This is a genomic window from Mesorhizobium sp. CNPSo 4661 (genome assembly GCF_057784215.1).
Map to the genome: position 1 here is coordinate 87,716 of NZ_JBWGIO010000009.1, position 14,743 is coordinate 102,458.

At 64.5% G+C, this 14,743-nt stretch carries 16 protein-coding genes; 7 read left to right on the forward strand and 9 right to left on the reverse strand.

Features of this window, described 5'->3' with window-relative positions:
* Window positions 1–80: 80 nt before the first annotated feature.
* A complete protein-coding gene (locus AC0YKC_RS14950; protein WP_488511585.1) occupies window positions 81–515 on the reverse strand; it encodes a hypothetical protein in 435 nt (144 codons plus the stop codon).
* 295 nt (window positions 516–810) lie between these two features.
* Between AC0YKC_RS14950 and AC0YKC_RS14955 the strand changes: the two genes are divergently transcribed.
* Window positions 811–987: a hypothetical protein gene (locus AC0YKC_RS14955; protein WP_488511586.1), complete on the forward strand. Its 177-nt coding sequence runs from the start codon at window positions 811–813 to the stop codon at window positions 985–987.
* A 41-nt stretch (window positions 988–1,028) separates the two neighbouring features.
* Here the strand turns inward: AC0YKC_RS14955 and AC0YKC_RS14960 are convergent, their stop codons facing one another.
* From AC0YKC_RS14960 to AC0YKC_RS14990, 7 genes are read right to left on the reverse strand one after another with little or no spacing between them, the layout of a single operon-like run.
* Window positions 1,029–1,820: a sugar isomerase domain-containing protein gene (locus AC0YKC_RS14960; protein ID WP_488511587.1), complete on the reverse strand. Its 792-nt coding sequence runs from the start codon at window positions 1,818–1,820 to the stop codon at window positions 1,029–1,031.
* A gap of 22 nt (window positions 1,821–1,842) precedes the next feature.
* Window positions 1,843–2,610 (reverse strand): GntR family transcriptional regulator, encoded by a 768-nt coding sequence (locus tag AC0YKC_RS14965; RefSeq protein WP_434723951.1) that lies wholly within the window; start codon window positions 2,608–2,610, stop codon window positions 1,843–1,845.
* A complete protein-coding gene (locus AC0YKC_RS14970; RefSeq protein ID WP_488511588.1) occupies window positions 2,607–3,479 on the reverse strand; it encodes an ROK family protein in 873 nt (290 codons plus the stop codon). The genes AC0YKC_RS14965 and AC0YKC_RS14970 overlap by 4 nt, the downstream gene beginning before the upstream one ends.
* Entirely contained in the window at window positions 3,476–4,216 is a 741-nt protein-coding gene (locus AC0YKC_RS14975) for a PIG-L deacetylase family protein (RefSeq protein ID WP_488511589.1), read from the reverse strand. The genes AC0YKC_RS14970 and AC0YKC_RS14975 overlap by 4 nt, the downstream gene beginning before the upstream one ends.
* Window positions 4,213–5,070, reverse strand: a complete 858-nt coding sequence (locus AC0YKC_RS14980) for a carbohydrate ABC transporter permease (protein ID WP_488511590.1) — start codon at window positions 5,068–5,070, stop codon at window positions 4,213–4,215. The genes AC0YKC_RS14975 and AC0YKC_RS14980 overlap by 4 nt, the downstream gene beginning before the upstream one ends.
* Window positions 5,067–5,999, reverse strand: coding sequence for a carbohydrate ABC transporter permease (locus AC0YKC_RS14985; RefSeq protein WP_320296808.1), 933 nt, complete (start codon window positions 5,997–5,999; stop codon window positions 5,067–5,069). The genes AC0YKC_RS14980 and AC0YKC_RS14985 overlap by 4 nt, the downstream gene beginning before the upstream one ends.
* Window positions 6,000–6,054: 55 nt before the next feature.
* The gene (locus AC0YKC_RS14990; RefSeq protein WP_488511591.1) at window positions 6,055–7,326 is read right to left on the reverse strand and encodes an extracellular solute-binding protein; all 1,272 of its coding nucleotides are present in this window, start codon (window positions 7,324–7,326) and stop codon (window positions 6,055–6,057) included.
* A 326-nt stretch (window positions 7,327–7,652) separates the two neighbouring features.
* Between AC0YKC_RS14990 and AC0YKC_RS14995 the strand changes: the two genes are divergently transcribed.
* The 3 genes from AC0YKC_RS14995 to AC0YKC_RS15005 are packed head-to-tail and all read left to right on the forward strand — an operon-like array spanning window position 7,653 to window position 10,721.
* Entirely contained in the window at window positions 7,653–8,945 is a 1,293-nt protein-coding gene (locus AC0YKC_RS14995) for an ABC transporter substrate-binding protein (RefSeq protein ID WP_488511592.1), read from the forward strand.
* Between the two features lie 28 nt (window positions 8,946–8,973).
* Window positions 8,974–9,864, forward strand: a complete 891-nt coding sequence (locus tag AC0YKC_RS15000; protein WP_488511593.1) for a carbohydrate ABC transporter permease — start codon at window positions 8,974–8,976, stop codon at window positions 9,862–9,864.
* Window positions 9,861–10,721 (forward strand): carbohydrate ABC transporter permease, encoded by an 861-nt coding sequence (locus AC0YKC_RS15005; protein ID WP_488511594.1) that lies wholly within the window; start codon window positions 9,861–9,863, stop codon window positions 10,719–10,721. Before AC0YKC_RS15000 ends, AC0YKC_RS15005 begins: the two co-directional genes overlap by 4 nt.
* A gap of 12 nt (window positions 10,722–10,733) precedes the next feature.
* Here AC0YKC_RS15005 and AC0YKC_RS15010 read toward each other — a convergent pair whose 3' ends face one another.
* Complete coding sequence (locus AC0YKC_RS15010; protein ID WP_320296813.1) at window positions 10,734–11,729, reverse strand: LacI family DNA-binding transcriptional regulator; 996 nt, start codon at window positions 11,727–11,729, stop codon at window positions 10,734–10,736.
* A gap of 316 nt (window positions 11,730–12,045) precedes the next feature.
* Here AC0YKC_RS15010 and AC0YKC_RS15015 point away from each other — a divergent pair, with 316 nt between their 5' ends.
* The 3 genes from AC0YKC_RS15015 to AC0YKC_RS15025 are packed head-to-tail and all read left to right on the forward strand — an operon-like array spanning window position 12,046 to window position 14,717.
* Complete coding sequence (locus AC0YKC_RS15015; protein ID WP_320296814.1) at window positions 12,046–12,837, forward strand: ABC transporter ATP-binding protein; 792 nt, start codon at window positions 12,046–12,048, stop codon at window positions 12,835–12,837.
* Between the two features lie 19 nt (window positions 12,838–12,856).
* Window positions 12,857–13,678 carry an ABC transporter permease gene (locus tag AC0YKC_RS15020; RefSeq protein WP_320296815.1) on the forward strand — a complete coding sequence of 274 codons (822 nt, stop codon included), beginning with the start codon at window positions 12,857–12,859 and terminating at the stop codon, window positions 13,676–13,678.
* A 49-nt stretch (window positions 13,679–13,727) separates the two neighbouring features.
* A complete protein-coding gene (locus AC0YKC_RS15025; protein WP_488511595.1) occupies window positions 13,728–14,717 on the forward strand; it encodes an ABC transporter substrate-binding protein in 990 nt (329 codons plus the stop codon).
* Window positions 14,718–14,743 lie beyond the last annotated feature (26 nt).

Below are 14,743 nucleotides of genomic sequence, written 5' to 3' on the forward strand. Positions count from 1 at the left end.
GAAAGGCAGGAGAGGCAGGCGCCTCTCCACCTCTTCCCATCAATCAATACGCCCGGCGCGATCCCGCGACGGAACCCGCGTCAATGCATGAACACCGCTCTCAGCCAGGCGAGAATGCCCGCACCCGGCGAGATCGCCGCCCGCACGCGCGATGCCGCCCAGCGGGCCGGCATATTGGCGCCGACATGGCAATGGCAGACGACTTCATGCAGCTGCCAGTCGCTCATCTCGAAGAAGCGTTTGGCTTCGCCGTAAGTGTCGTCCCGCAGACCTTGCGCGCGGAAGATCGTATCCTCGAAAGCGACGGTGATCGCCGATCCGTCGGCGCGCATTCTTTCACGCACGTCGGGTGGAGCGTATTCGGTGCCCGCCAACGCCATGAGGCGACGGCTCGGGCCTTCCTCCAGAAGTTGCGCCCAGCGCTCGAGGCGCTGGCCGCGATTGGCGATGAGAGCCGGTGCTTCAGCTTGAACGTCGGCAACGGCGTTGATTTGGTCAAGGGTTTGATGCTTCACGGCCGCCTCCTGTGTCGGCAGATGGCCCCACCCATTATGAGAATTAAGGCGCCGACCGACGCCGGCAAGAGCCGAAACAGGCCCGCGGAATGATTTGATCGTTACTTGTTGCCGTCGCGCGGCCCGATCGTGTTGGAACCATCCGCGGGCGCGACCGTTCCGCCAGCTTGCGCCGCCGATCGCTCCAGAGCGAAGCGTCTGAATGCGGCGATCACCTCAGTTCAAGTCGGGCAGGACATCCCGCTTGTTGGGATCGCAGCAGGCCCTACCGAGGCATCGAGCAGAAGGATACGCGATGGCCATTCTTCCCAATCCCGACCCGTCCCCCACGCCGGTACCCACGCCGCCGCCCATCCCGGAACCGAAGCCGATGCGCGAGCCGGAGCCGGACCGGCTGCCCGATGAGGCTCCGATCCCCAATCCCGACGAGAATGACGCGCCGCCCAAACATTCCAGGCGGCGCCGGATTTGAACGGTTCACGGGAGGCGCCTGATGCGCCTCCCGCCGCCTGGTTATTCCCCGCGCATGGTCGCCTGGAAGGTCGGCAGATGCTTCTTCTGCGCCTCGATCATGCGTTCGCGGTAGACGCCATAGATGACGTCGGTGTCGTGCAGCGTCACGCCGGCAATGGTCGGCGAAGCAAAGACCGGCAGCTCGATGCCGCGCTTCGACAATTGCTCGGCCGTGCGCGCCAAGAGCTCATGCGCCATGATCATCGCCAGCACGGTCGAAGAACCCGCCACCGGGCGGCTCCAGCCTTCGACCGGCACCACGGCGTCCTCGATCGGCGAGCAGGTGTCGATGACGAGGTCTGCGGCGTCCGCCAGCCGCTTGCCGGAGGAATGCGTGGCCGGCTTGTCGAGATTGTTCTTGCTGGTGACCGCGACGACGAAGATGCCGCGCTTCTTGGCGTAGAGCGCCGTGTCGATGCCCGACGAATTGCGGCCGCTATGGCCGAAGATGATGATGGAATCGCCTTTGTTCAGCGGCTGGTGGTCGAGGAACTTCTCGGCGTATTTCTCGGTCCGCTCCAGCCACAAAAGCTCGCGCACGCCGCCGGCGCCGAGCACGTTGTGCCACATCACGCGCGGATCGGTCAGCGGATTGAAGCCGACGAAGCTGCCATAGCGCGGGAACATCTCCTGCGCCGGCAGCACCGAATGACCCGAGCCGTAGAGATGCACCAGCCCGCCATTCTCGAGCGTGTCGGCGAAGCGGCTCGCCGCCTGGCCGAAGGCTTCCGCATTGGCCTTCGATGCCTGTTCGATGAGGGCGACGAGACGGGGGATGTAGAGATCGGACACTTCGGTACTCCTGTTGATCGTGTCAGCTTCTGGTATTTGAGAGGCGGCCGGCGCGCAGCGTCGAGCGGATCTCGTAGCGATCGCCGCGCATGACCGAGACGGTGAATTCGAACGGGCCGCGTTCGTCGATGGTGATGCGCTCGACGACGAAGGCGGGACTGCCCGCGGGCAGGTCGAGCAATTCGGCGTCCGCCGCGCCGACGGCGCCGACGCGGTAGTTCTCGCGCGCCTCGACCGGCACAATGCCGTACTGGCGCTCCAGCGCTTCGTAGAGCGAGCCCTTGAGCAGGCCGGCATCGAGGAAGCCCGGCACGCGCGCGGCCGAAAGCTGCGCCGTCTGGATACCGATCGGCTCGTTGTTGCCGAGCCGCAGCCGCCTGATCCGCACCACCGGGTCGCCTTCCTCGATCTCCAGCGCGCCGGCCGCCGCCGCGTTGGCCGTCGTCAGGCTGCAGTCGAGCAGGCGTGAGCCGGCGACCACGCCGATATTGCCCATTTCCTGGGTGAAGGAGGTGAGCTCGCGCGTGCCGGCGACCAGCGTGGCCGAGCGCACGAACGTGCCCCTTCCATGCTCGCGCCTGAGCAGCCCGCTTTCCTCCAGATTGCGCAACGCGTGGCGCAGCGTGATGCGGCTGACGCCGAACAGCGCGCAGAGCCGGTCCTCCGCCGGGATCTGGTCGCCGGTCGCCCACTCGCCGCTCTTGACGATGGCGCGGATCGCTTCCTCGACCTGATACCAGAGCGGCTCGGGCCGCCTGCGGTCCGGCTGCTGAAAGCTCGCTTCGCTCATCGGATCTGCCTCCATCCGCTTCCCGCCTGCCCGGCAAGGGCGGCACCCACCAGTCCGGCGCGGGAGCCGAACAATCCCGGCTTGAGTTCGATGCCACGCAGATGCGGCGGCAGTTGCCGCCGCAGCGCCGCAAGCAGCGGCGGCGCGATCACGTCCAGCACATCGGCGAGGCCACCCGAGACCAGTATGACGCCCGGATCGAGCAACCCGACCGCGCCGGCCAGCGCCGTGCCGAGCTGGCGCGCGGGCACCTCGAGCAGGGTCTGCGCGGCAAGCTGGCCCGCCTTGGCGGCTGCGATCAGCTGGCGGCCGTCGGCCAGTCCTATCTCTCCGGCAAGGGCGTCCAGAGCACGGCCGGAGGCGACACGTTCCAGCCAACCGCTGCGCTCCTCGCCATGGTCCTTGATGTCGGCGCTGGCCCAACCGAAAGAGCAGGCGCCGCCATGCGCGCCGGCGACGATGCGGCCATTGGCCAGAACCGCCGAGCCGATGCCGGTGCCGATCGCAAGCAGGATCGCGTCGGAGACGTCCTTGGCCGCGCCTTCGGCTGCTTCCGCCAGCAGCGCGATCTGCGCGTCATTGCCGACCGCCACGCGAAGGTTGGGAAACAGCGCCGCGATGTCGACGCCGTCGAGCCAGGGCAGGTTCGGGATCCAGCGGCAGACGGATCCTTCGGCCAGGCCCGGCACGGCAAGCCCGACCGCTTCGGCTTCGCCTTCGGCCGCGAGCGCGCGGACGCGCGCCACGAACGCGTCGAGGTTCCCCGGCGCCGGCTCGCGAACCAGCTGTGTCAGTCCAGCGATATCGCCGGTATGGACAGCGGCGCGCAGATTGGTGCCGCCGAGATCGATGGCGAGGACCCGCGTCATGTGTCATGGCTCCGGTCGGCGGGCGGCGCGAACAAGCCGCTGCCGGCATTCCAGGAATGCGAGGCCGCCGCGAAGGCCTGCGCATGGCGCGTGCCGCGCAGGCAGCCTCGCAGCCGGTAGAGCGCGCTGTAATAGTCGACATAGGGAAAGCTGCTTAAGCCCCGCGCCAGCTCATACTCCATCACGGCTTTCTGCCAGGCGTCGAAGCCGGCGCTGACATCGACGAGGTGCTCGGGCCGAAAACCCTCGTCGTCCTCCCAGTTCTCGCCGAAGAGGAGCAACTGCGGCGTATGCGCGGGATGGGCGCGCTTCAGTGTCGGCAGGGCGGAAAAGAATATGCCGGTCTGGGTAAGTTGCGCCGCCGCGCGATGGTCCTTGTGCCAGCTGCCGTGCCAGTGGGTGATGACGACCTCCGGCCGCATTTCACGCATGACGTCGCAGACCTGCAGCGCGGTCGCGTTGTCGTTGGGCAGGAAGGCGTCCCGCAGCTTCATGTTGCGCATTCCGACACCGAGCCGCGCCGCCGCCTTCGCCGCCTCGTCCTCCTTCTGCGCCGAATAGTGCTCCGGGATCAGGCAGGGATGGCCCTGCTCGCCCATCGACAGATGCAGGAAGGTGACCTGGGCTCCATTCTTGGCAGCGGCTGCCGCCAGCGGCCCGGCGATGACCTCGGCGTCGAAGGCATGCGCCCCGACGACCAGGATCGAGCGCGCGGCATAGACCTTGTCCTCGATCATTTCATGCCTCCCCCGGCGCCGACGCCCTCGCGAATCTGGCGCGCCAGCAAACAATACATGATCAGGATTGGCGCCATGGAGATCGCCAGCGAAGCGAACACCAGGCCCCAATCGGTGCGGAACTGTCCGACGAACACGCTGATCGCCAGCGGCACGGTCTTGTAGCGGTCGTCAAAGATGAAGATCAGCGGGAAGAAGAAGTCGTTCCACACCGCGATCGCGGTGAAGATGGCGACGATCGACACCGCCGGCTTCACCATCGGCAGCACGATCTGGAACAGGATGCGGGTCTCGCCTGCCCCGTCCATGCGCGCCGCCTCGTCGAGCTCGGACGGCAGCACGCGCATGAAATTGGCAAAGATGAAGACGGCGAACGGAATGCGGATCGCCGAATAGACGAGGATCAGCCCGGTGAGCGAATCGAGCAGGCCGAGGTTGCGCATCAGCGTGAACAGCTCGACCGAGGCGAGCCTGATCGGCAGCATGATGCCGGACAGGAACAGGCCGAGCATGATGCCGTTCCAGCCGAGCTTGTAGCGGCTGAGCGGATAGGCGGCCATCGCCGAGACGACGATGGTGAGGATCACCGCGCCGCCGGTGACGATCAGGCTGTTGATGAAATTGTGGCCGAGATCGGCGCGCGTCCAGGCGCGCACGAAATTGTCGAAGGCAAAGCTCTGCGGCAGGCCGAGCCGGTTGTCGTAGATCTCGGCCGTCGTCTTGAAGCATGAGACGACGAGGATGTAGAGCGGCAAAAGCACCGCCGCCGTCCAGATCAGCAATATGATCCAGCCCGGCAGCCGCGCCAGTTTCTGCGGGATGGCTATTCCTTGCTGGAGGGACGCGGCGCTCATAGCTCGACCGTCCGCTTGTCGAAGAAGCGCAGCATCAGCAGCGTGCCGATGCTGAGGATCAGGAACAACATCGTGCCGAGCGCCAGCGCCAGGCCGATATCGGTGATGCCGACCGCGCCTTCCGCGCCGAAGGCCAGACGGTAGAAATAGGTCACCAGCGTGTCGGTCGCATAGCTCGGATTGCCCTGCACGCCCTGCATCACATAGACGATATCGAACTGGTTGAAGGTGTTGATGAAGGAGAGCGTCGTCAGCGTGCCGAGCGCCGGCATCAGCAATGGCAGCGCTATCGCATAGAGCATGCGCGCATTGCCGGCGCCGTCGAGCTTCGCCGCCTCGAACACCTGCGGCGAGATCTGCCGCAGACCCGCCGTATAGATCAGCACCGGCAGGCCCATCCAGTTCCAGGCGTCGACCGCGATCAGCATGCCGAGCGCGGTGTGGCTGTTGCCGAGCACGGTCAGGCTGCCCTGATGCAGGCCGAGGCCGTTGAGCGCCCATTCGACGATGCCGCCGGGCGCCAGCAGCAGCCGCCACAGCGCGCCGACGATGACGGGGCTGAGCACGGCGGGAAAGAAGAACACTGACTGGAAAAAGGCAGCGCCCCTGCCGCGCAGGAAAAGCAGCCAGGCGAACAACAGGCCGAGCCCGTTCTGCAGGACCATGATGCCGAAGAACCAGGCGATGTTGTGCCAGAGCGCGCCGTAGAGCCGCGCGCCGCTCGGGAACACGAACAGGCGCGAGAAGTTCGCCAGCCCAGCGAACTCCTGCATGCGCAGCCCCTTCCAGATAAAGAAGCTGCCCCACAGCGACAACAAGAGCGGATAGAGCACGAACAGCCCGTAGACGGCCAGGGCCGGCAGAATGAACAGCACCGCCATGCGCTGCTGCGTGCGCTGAAGGCTGGTCGTGCGGCGGAGCTTGATCATGCGCTGCGTTTCTGTGGGACAGAGATGCCGGCCCTCTGACGGCCGGCGCAATGCCCTACTGCTTCGGCTTGAACCAGGTGGCGACGGCGGCCTGCATGTCGGCCGCGAGCTTCTCCGGCGCGACATTGCCTTCGACCATGTCGATGATCCCGGACTGCAGCACCGACGACGCGGTCGGCGTCTGCCAGCGGAAACCGACCAGCGTCAGGTAGGGCGTCGAGTTCTTCGCCATCTCCATCATCTTGGAAAGGACCGGGTCCTTGACGGCGACGTCGGTGCGCGCCGGCGGCCAGCCGAGCTCGTCGGCGAAGGCCTGCGCGAACTCCGCCGAGGCCATGTAGTTCAGCACCTTGGTCGCCGCCTCCTTGTTCTGGCTCTCCGAGACGAGACCATAGGAGCCGTCGGAGAAAGCCGAGGTATAGAGCTTGGTCGAGGCGTCGTCGGCCGGGAACGGAAAGATCGAGAATTTCAGCTTCGGGTTCTGCGACTTGAAGCTGCCGTTCTCGAACGAGCCACCGAAGAACATCGCCGCCTTGCCGCCGATGAACTGCTGCGTCGCGGTGGTGTAGTCGATGCCGGCAAAGCCGTCGGAATAATAGGGCTTCAGCTCGGCGAAGCGCTTCAGCGCCGCAATGTAGCGCGGATCCTCGAAGGTCGCCTTGCCGCTCATCATCTCGTCATAGAAGCCCGGGCCGTAGAGCGTCGGCCCGATGACGCCGACGCCGATCTCCAGCTCCCAGGCCGAGCCGTTGGCGCCGCCATTGGCGATCGGCGTGATGCCCGCCGCCTTGAGTTTCTCGCAGGCGGCGATGAAGTCCTTGTAGGTCTTCGGGATCTCGATGCCTTGCGCCGCAAAAATCTCCTCATTGTAGAACACCCCCATCATCGGCACCGAATAGGGCACGCCGTAGAGCTTGCCGTCAGCGCGGCCGCGCGCCCCGCCAAGCGCTGCGTCCGGCATGTTCTTCAGTTCCGCCACGCTGTCGTCGAGCGCGTCGAGATAGCCGCCTTCGATGAAGGGCTGCAGTTCGCCATAGGCCTTGAGCTGCGCGATATCGGGTCCGCGGCCGCCGCGCAGCGCCGTGCTCAGGCGGTTCTGGTAGTCGGCGTCTGGCGTGAACTGGATCTCGACCTTGATGTCGGGATTCTTCTTCTCGAAGGCCTCGAAGATGCGGTGCATCGCGGCCTCGTCCTCGGTGCGCCAGCTCCACAGCGTCACCGTCGAGTCGGCGTGGGCCGGCAGCGTCGTAAAGATGGCCGCGCCGGCGGCGGCGAGGCCGCCGATCAGGCCGAGCGCGGCGCGCCGGTGTATGGAAAGCATGCTCATTGCCAGTTCTCCCATTGTTTCGGTTTTGAGGTCCGCGCGGCAGCAGCCCGAAGGCGATTGTCTGAATTTTCTCAAAGTCATTATAACGACATTATGCCACCCGCAAGTGCCATAAGGACGTTAACGGCCGCTGGTCGATCGGGGATCAGGCGGGAAAATAAGATCATAATATGCTGATTTATATACATTATTTAATGAGAATGATGCCATCGGGATTTTTTGGACCACAAACGTGATCCGAGCGTGCGCACGCTAGGGGCTTGCGCCCTTGCCCAAACTTGTCATAACGTCATTCACTCTTGTCACGGCTTATGTGGAGGATGCCGATGTCGCTTGCCTGGATCTCGAAGCTCGCTCTCGCCGCGGGGCTCGCTGCGCTGCCCGCGACCGGCTGGGCGCAATCGGTGAACATCTCCTACCTCACGCATTGGTCGCCGGAGACGGTGGCGCTGCTTGATGCGGCGGCCAAGGATTTTTCCAAGCAGCATCCCGATGTCGCCGTCACCGTGCGCGCGGTTCCGTTCGGCGATCTTTTGACCACGCTGCGCTCGCAGGGCGGCAGCTCGGACGGCCCGACGATCGGCGGCATCTACGATCTGTGGCTGCCGGAACTGGCCAGGGACAAGCTCGTCGCGCCTGCCCCCGACGCGGTTGCCAGCGAGGTGAAGAGCGCCTGGCCGGCGGGTGTCGTCAGCGCTGCCTCGGTCGGCGGCACACTCTACGGCATCCCGAACGAGATCGACGTCTACGCGCTGAATTACAACAAGGAACTGTTCAAGGAAGCGGGCATCGCCGCGCCTCCGAAAACATGGGCCGAATTCAAGGATGCCGCCGCGAAGCTGACCAACAAGGACAAGGGTCAGCAGGGCTTCGGCATGATCAATTCATGGGCGGCGGGCGTGGTCCATCCTTTCGCCTCGCTGCTCGTTTCCAATGGTGGCAACCTGGTCAAGGACGGCAAGCCGGCGCTGGATAGTTCCCAGGCCGGCGAGACCTTCGCGCTCTATGAAGACTTGATAAAATCCGGCGCGAGCAATCCGGCGATGGCGACGGCGGACGCCAACACCACCGGTCCGTTCCTCGACAATTTCGTCTCCGGCAAGACCGGCATGATCATCATGGCGAACTGGTGGGAGAGCGCGCTCAAGACCGGCATGGGCGACAAGTTCGCCAACGTGGCCACAGCGCCGATCCCGGTCGGTCCGAGCGGCGACAAGCCGCATTCGATCTCCTACTCCTGGATGACCGTCGTCAACGCCAAGGCCGGAGCGGCCGAGCAGAAGGCGGCCTGGGAGTTTCTCGCCTGGCTGAACAGCCCGAAGTCGGGCAAGAACGGCGCCTCGGCCATGTCCGACATTTTGATGTCTATGGGCATCCTGCCGTCACGCAGCTCTGACATCGAGGCGCACAAGGACAAGCTCGGCTCCGAATTCCTGTCCGGCTATGTCTCCGTGCTTGCCGATGCGCGCCCCTTCCCGGTCGTGCTCGGCGGCCAGGAATTCTCGGAATCCCTGCAGCAGACGCTCGAGGCGTTGCAGTATGGCCAGGTCTCGGCCAAGGATGCGCAGGCGAACGCCGAGACCGACGCCACGTCGATCCTGGAGCGCGCTGCCAAGTAAGTTCGGGTCCCTGACCGGAAGCAGGTGAATGGCCAAAGCTTTTCGTGCCTCGGCGGGCGTCATGCTTGCGCCCGCCGTGACATTGATCGGCGTGTTCGTGCTGTTGCCGATGCTGCTGACCGTCTGGCTGTCCTTCCAGGACTGGTCGACGCAGACGCCCTTTTCCGAGGCGAGCTTCGTCGGTCTCGGCAATTTCCAGGAGATCTTCGGCCCCACCTCGGTCGGCCGCGACTTCAAGACGGCCCTGCTCAACACCGCGATCTACACCGCGCTGTCCGTCGTCCTCATCCTGCCGCTGTCGGTCGTCTTCGGCCTGCTGGTCTATCAGCGCCAGGTCGCCGGCGGCACGGCGCTGCGCACAGTGCTGTTTTCCACCTACATGGTACCGATGATCGCGGTGGCGCTGGTCTGGTCGAAACTCTATTCGCCGAGCGAGGGCCCGCTCAACCAGTTGCTCGGCCTGGCAGGCATCGGCCCGCAGCCCTGGCTCTCCTCGCCACGCTCGGCTTTGATCTCGATCGTGCTTCTCAATGTCTGGCAGCAGGTCGGTTATTTCACGGTCCTCGCCATCGCCGGGCTGACGCAGATCCCGGGTAGCCTCTATGAGGCGGCGACGCTCGACGGCGCCAACGGCCGGGAGCAGTTCCGCTTCATCACCCTGCCTTTGCTTCGCCGCACGCTGCTGTTCAGCGCCGTCATCGCCATCATCAACGCGGTGCAGGTGTTCGAGCCGGTCGCGCTGATCACACAAGGCGGCCCGGTCGGCTCGACCAATGTGCTCACCTACCATATCCGCCGCGTCGGCATCGAACGCGCGCAGGGCGGGTTGGGCTCGGCGATGGCGGTGATGCTGATGGTCTCACTGATCGTCTGCGTTTCGGCGCTGTTTGCCTTCGGCAACCGCAAGGACAGCGAATGAACGCGGCTGCCCGATCGCTTGCCCGCAAGCGCCCGTCGGGTCGCAAGGCGCTGCTTGCGACCGCAATGCTTCTGGTGGCCGTCGCCTCCGCCTTCCCGCTCGCCTGGATGGTGCTGTCCAGCCTGAAGACGCCGGCCGAGACCATGCAGGTGCCGCCGGTCTGGATCCCGCACACGCCGACCCTTGAGGCGTATGGCAAGGTCGCCGGCGTCATCAGTCTTGGACGCTCGATGTGGAATTCCTTTGTCATCGCCTCGATCACCACGGCCGGCATCCTGGTCACCAGCATGATGGCCGGCTATGCCTTTGCCAAATATTCCTTCCCTGGCCGCTCGCTGCTGTTCTCGCTGCTGATCGCCACCATGTTCCTGCCGCCGATCGTGACGCTGATCCCGCTCTACCGCATGGTCGGCTCGATAGGGCTGGACGCCAGTCTCGCCGGCATCATCGTGCCCAACCTCGCCAACGCTTTCGGCATCTTCCTGATGCGTCAGTTCATCGCCGGCGTGCCGGACGATTTGATCGACGCCGCCCGAATGGACGGCGCCTCCGAGCTGCTTATCCTCTACAAGATCGTGGCGCCGAGCGTCGCGCCGGCCATCGCGGCGCTGGCGCTGTTCGCCTTCGTCTATCACTGGAACAGCTATCTGTGGCCGCTCACCGTGCTGCAGGGCAATGCCGACGCCTATCCGATCGTCATCAGCCTGAGCCGGCTGCTCAGCTACAACAGAGGCGCGCTCAACACGGGCCTGGTCATGGCCGGCGCCACACTCGCCGTGTTGCCGCCACTGTTGCTCTTCGTCTTCCTGCAGCGTTTCTTCGTCGATTCGATCGTGGGCTCTGCGATCAAGGGCTAAGTCACAAGCCAGTCACGTGGTCTCTCGCAGGATCACGGTCGGCTCCATCAGGACAGTCCGGCGTGGACGCTCGGGGTCGTCGAGAAAATCGATCATCGCGCCGATGGCCAGAGAGCCGGCTTCCGAAATGCGCCGCTCGATCGTCGAAAGCGGCCGCACGAGAAGCGGGGCTATGTATATGTTGTCGAAGCCCATCACCGCGCAGTCGTCAGGAACGCTCAGGCCGTGTTCGCGCAGCCCCACCATCGCCCCCATCGCCAGCATGTCGCTCATGCAGCACATGGCGGTGAAGCGCGTGCGGTCGAGCAGCGTGCGCGTCGCCATCAGCCCGAAGCGGTGATTGAACGCGCCGCACTCGATGAGATCGGGATCGACCGGGAGGCCTGCTTCGCAATGGGCTCTCTCAAAACCAGCCCGCCTGATCCTGGTGTTCGAGGCCAAAGGGTTGCCGCTGACAAAGGCGATGCGCCGATGTCCGTTGCGGATCAGATGGCTGGCCGACAGATAGGCTCCTGTCTCGTAGTCCGTATCGATGCGCGCGGCGAGGCAATCGAGGTCAGGCACTTCGCGGTCCATCGATACCAAGGGGATCCTCAGCTTTTCCAGAAGCCGTGCATCCGGAATGAGATCGCTCGCGGCAAGCACGATGCCGTCGACGCCGTGACTGGCGAGGAAGGTCAGATGCGACGTCTCCTTCGCGGGGTCGCTGTCGGAATTGCACAGGATCGTCGAATAGCCGCGTTCGCGGGCGGCCTGATCGCAGGCGCGGACCAGTTCCGTGAAATAGGCGTTGAGGATGTCCGGCACGATGATGCCGATGACGCGCGAGCTGCGCGTGATCAGCGAGCGCGCGATGGAGTTGGGCGTGTAGTCGAGTTCCTTGACGAGCGACCAGATCTTTTCCCGGGTCTCCTCGCTTATGAACTGATCTTTCCGATTGAGAACCTTTGAAACCGTGGCAGCCGATACGCCGGCCTGCCTGGCGATATCCTTGATCGTCGTTGCCACATTCCCTCGCCGCCTCGACCGGCGACAGCCCGTCTCCAGCCGCCGTCGCATCATCGGCCGCACTTAACACATATCTCGATTTCGAGAAACGGGGACGCGTGATCGACGGCATTGGCCGTGGAATTGACAACCCTTTATTAGATGGATAGGTAAACGTTTACCTGCGTGAGCTATCCGCTATTTTTGCAGATCAGCGGCTCTGTCTGGTTGCCATCGACGTCCTCGGGATCTCTCGGGTTCGTGACGGTGAACTCATGCCATTTTTCGAGACGGACTCGCCTGCATCAAAAAGGAACTCTGAATGGGACAAACGAGTGTGCCAGGAATCGTTGGTGAAGGGGCTGCCGCCAGGCGTCAGGCATCGCCTTCGATCAAACTGTCCATCAAGAATCTCGGGGTCAAATTCGGCTCGGCGATCGCGCTGAACGATGTCAGCCTCGACGTAGCCGAAGGCGAATTTGTCTGCATCCTCGGCGCGTCCGGCTGCGGCAAGAGCACATTGTTCAACGTCGTTTCCGGGCTGCTCACGGCGACATCCGGAAAGATCGTGCTGGATGGGCAGGATGTCAGCGATCGGCCCGGCCAGGTCGGCTACATGCTGCAGAAGGATCTGATGCTGCCCTGGCGCACCGTGCTCGGCAACATCACGCTCGGCGCCTCGCTGACGCGCGGCGCCACTGCGCGGGACAAGGCCGAGGCAGCGGACCTCGCCCGCCGCTACGGCCTCGGCGATTTCCTCAACCACTATCCGCATGCGCTCTCGGGCGGGATGCGCCAGCGCGTCGCCATGATGCGCACCATCGCCGCCGGCCGTGAGATGATGCTGCTCGACGAGCCGTTCGGGGCGCTCGACGCGCAGACGCGGCTCGGTATGCAGCAATGGCTGCTGCAGCTCTGGCGCGACCTCAACCGCACCATCCTGTTCGTCACACACGACGTGGATGAGGCGATCTATCTCGCCGACCGCATCGTGGTCATGACCCCTCGCCCGGGCCGCATCGCCGAGATACTCACCGTGGACCTTCCGAGGCCACGGCCGCTCGAAGTGCTGACGACCGACACCTTCGTCGGCCTGAAGCGGCAGATCATGCAGCACCTCTACCACTGATCGCAGGAAGGTCACCGCAATGAACACACGGTTTGGAGCGGCCGCGGGGCCGTTCATGATCTGGGTCGTGGCCATGGTGCTGATCCTGGCCACCTGGCAGGCGCTGGTCTGGGTGACCGGGCTTCCGCCCTATGTCATCCCGCCGCCGACTCTGGCGTTCTCGACGCTTTTCGACAATTGGCCCAGGCTTTCGGTGCTGACCGGCCAGACCCTGCATGAAACCGCGATCGGATACCTGCTCGGCGCCCTCATCGGCTTCCTGCTTGCCCTGGCGATGGGCCAGATCCGCGTGGTGCAGCGGCTGGTGATGCCGGCGCTGATCATTTCGCAGGCCGTCCCGATCGTCGCCATCGCCGCTCCCCTGGTCATCATCTTCGGCTTCGGCATCACGCCAAAACTGATCATCGTCGCCTGGATCGTCTTCTTCCCCGTGGTCGTCAACGTGCTCGACGGGCTGGCTTCGGTCGACCGCGACATGCTGAACCTTGCTCGCCTGATGGGCGGCAGCGGCCTGCGCACCTTTGCCATCGTGAAGCTGCCTGCCTGCATCGGCCCGCTGTTTTCGGGGCTGAAGATCGGCGCGACTTACGCGGTGACAGGCGCCGTCATCGGCGAATGGACCGCCTCGTCCAAGCAGGGTCTCGGCACCTATCTGCTTACCGCCAACGCGCAGATGAACACGGCCGGTGTCTACGCCGCCATGCTTCTGCTGACCATCATCGGTGTCGGCTCCTTCCTGCTCGTGTTCGGCCTGGAAGTGCTGATGACGCCATGGCGCTCGCGTTCCACGGCTCCCGCATGGGCGCAATGGAAGCCCCCTCGGGGGAGCACCGCCAGGTGAGCCTGGCACCAGTCTTCGACAAACCCAAAACAAATCAGGAGGAATTTGAATGCACACGACCTTTTCCAGGATGCTGCTTGCCGGCGCGGGCCTGCTGGCGCTCAGCGCCGCATTCGGTACGACGCCCGCTGCCGCCGCCGATCTCACGACGGTCCGTTTCGTCTATGACTGGCCCAGCGCCGACTTCGAGCTGATCCCGACGCTCGTCGGCCAACAGAAGGGCTTCTATGAAGCCGAGGGCATCAAGGTCGATGTGATCTTCCCGCCGGACTCGCAGACCACCGCGCGACTGCTTGCCGTCGGCCAGGCCGAGATCGGCTTCGAGGCCACCACCGACGTCGTCTTCGGCGCCGCGCAAGGCATCCCGATCACCTCGATCGGCCTCTACACCAAGAGCAACAATTGGGGGCTGTTCGGCCGCCCCGGCGAGCCGCTCTCGCTCGACAACCTCAAAGGCAAGTCGATCGCCATCTACACCGACTCCTGGACCAAGGCGATGATGCCCTTCGTGCTCAAGGCGGCCAAGCTGACCGAGGACGACGTCAAGCTGATCATCGCGCAGGATTCCGACACCAACCTTCTGCTCGCCGGCAAGATCGACATCGCCACCAACACCGAGAACTATCTGGTGCCGCAGGTGCAGGAAACCTTGAAGAAGGACCCGACCAGCCTCGTCGGCAAGGCCGCTGGTGCGCCCGACGTGCCAGTCTGGACCTACACCGCCTCCACCGCCTATCTGGCCGAGCATGGCGATGTCGCCAAGAAGTGGATGCGCGCCACCATCAAGGCGACCGAATGGGCCGCCGAGCATCCGGAAGAAGCGGCCGAGATGTTCACCAAGGCTTATCCGGAAGGCGGCAGCCTCGCCTACAACGTCTCCGGCTGGAAGCTGACCGCCGCGCTGATGAAGGGCGACACCGGCTACATGATGCAGGAAGACAAGAACTGGCTGCCGATCGCCCAGGCGCTGAAGGACACCGACCAGATCAAGGAAGTCCTGCCCGGCTCGAAATACTACACCAACGAACTGCTGAAGTAAGCGTCGCGGCGCCCATCGCGACGAGG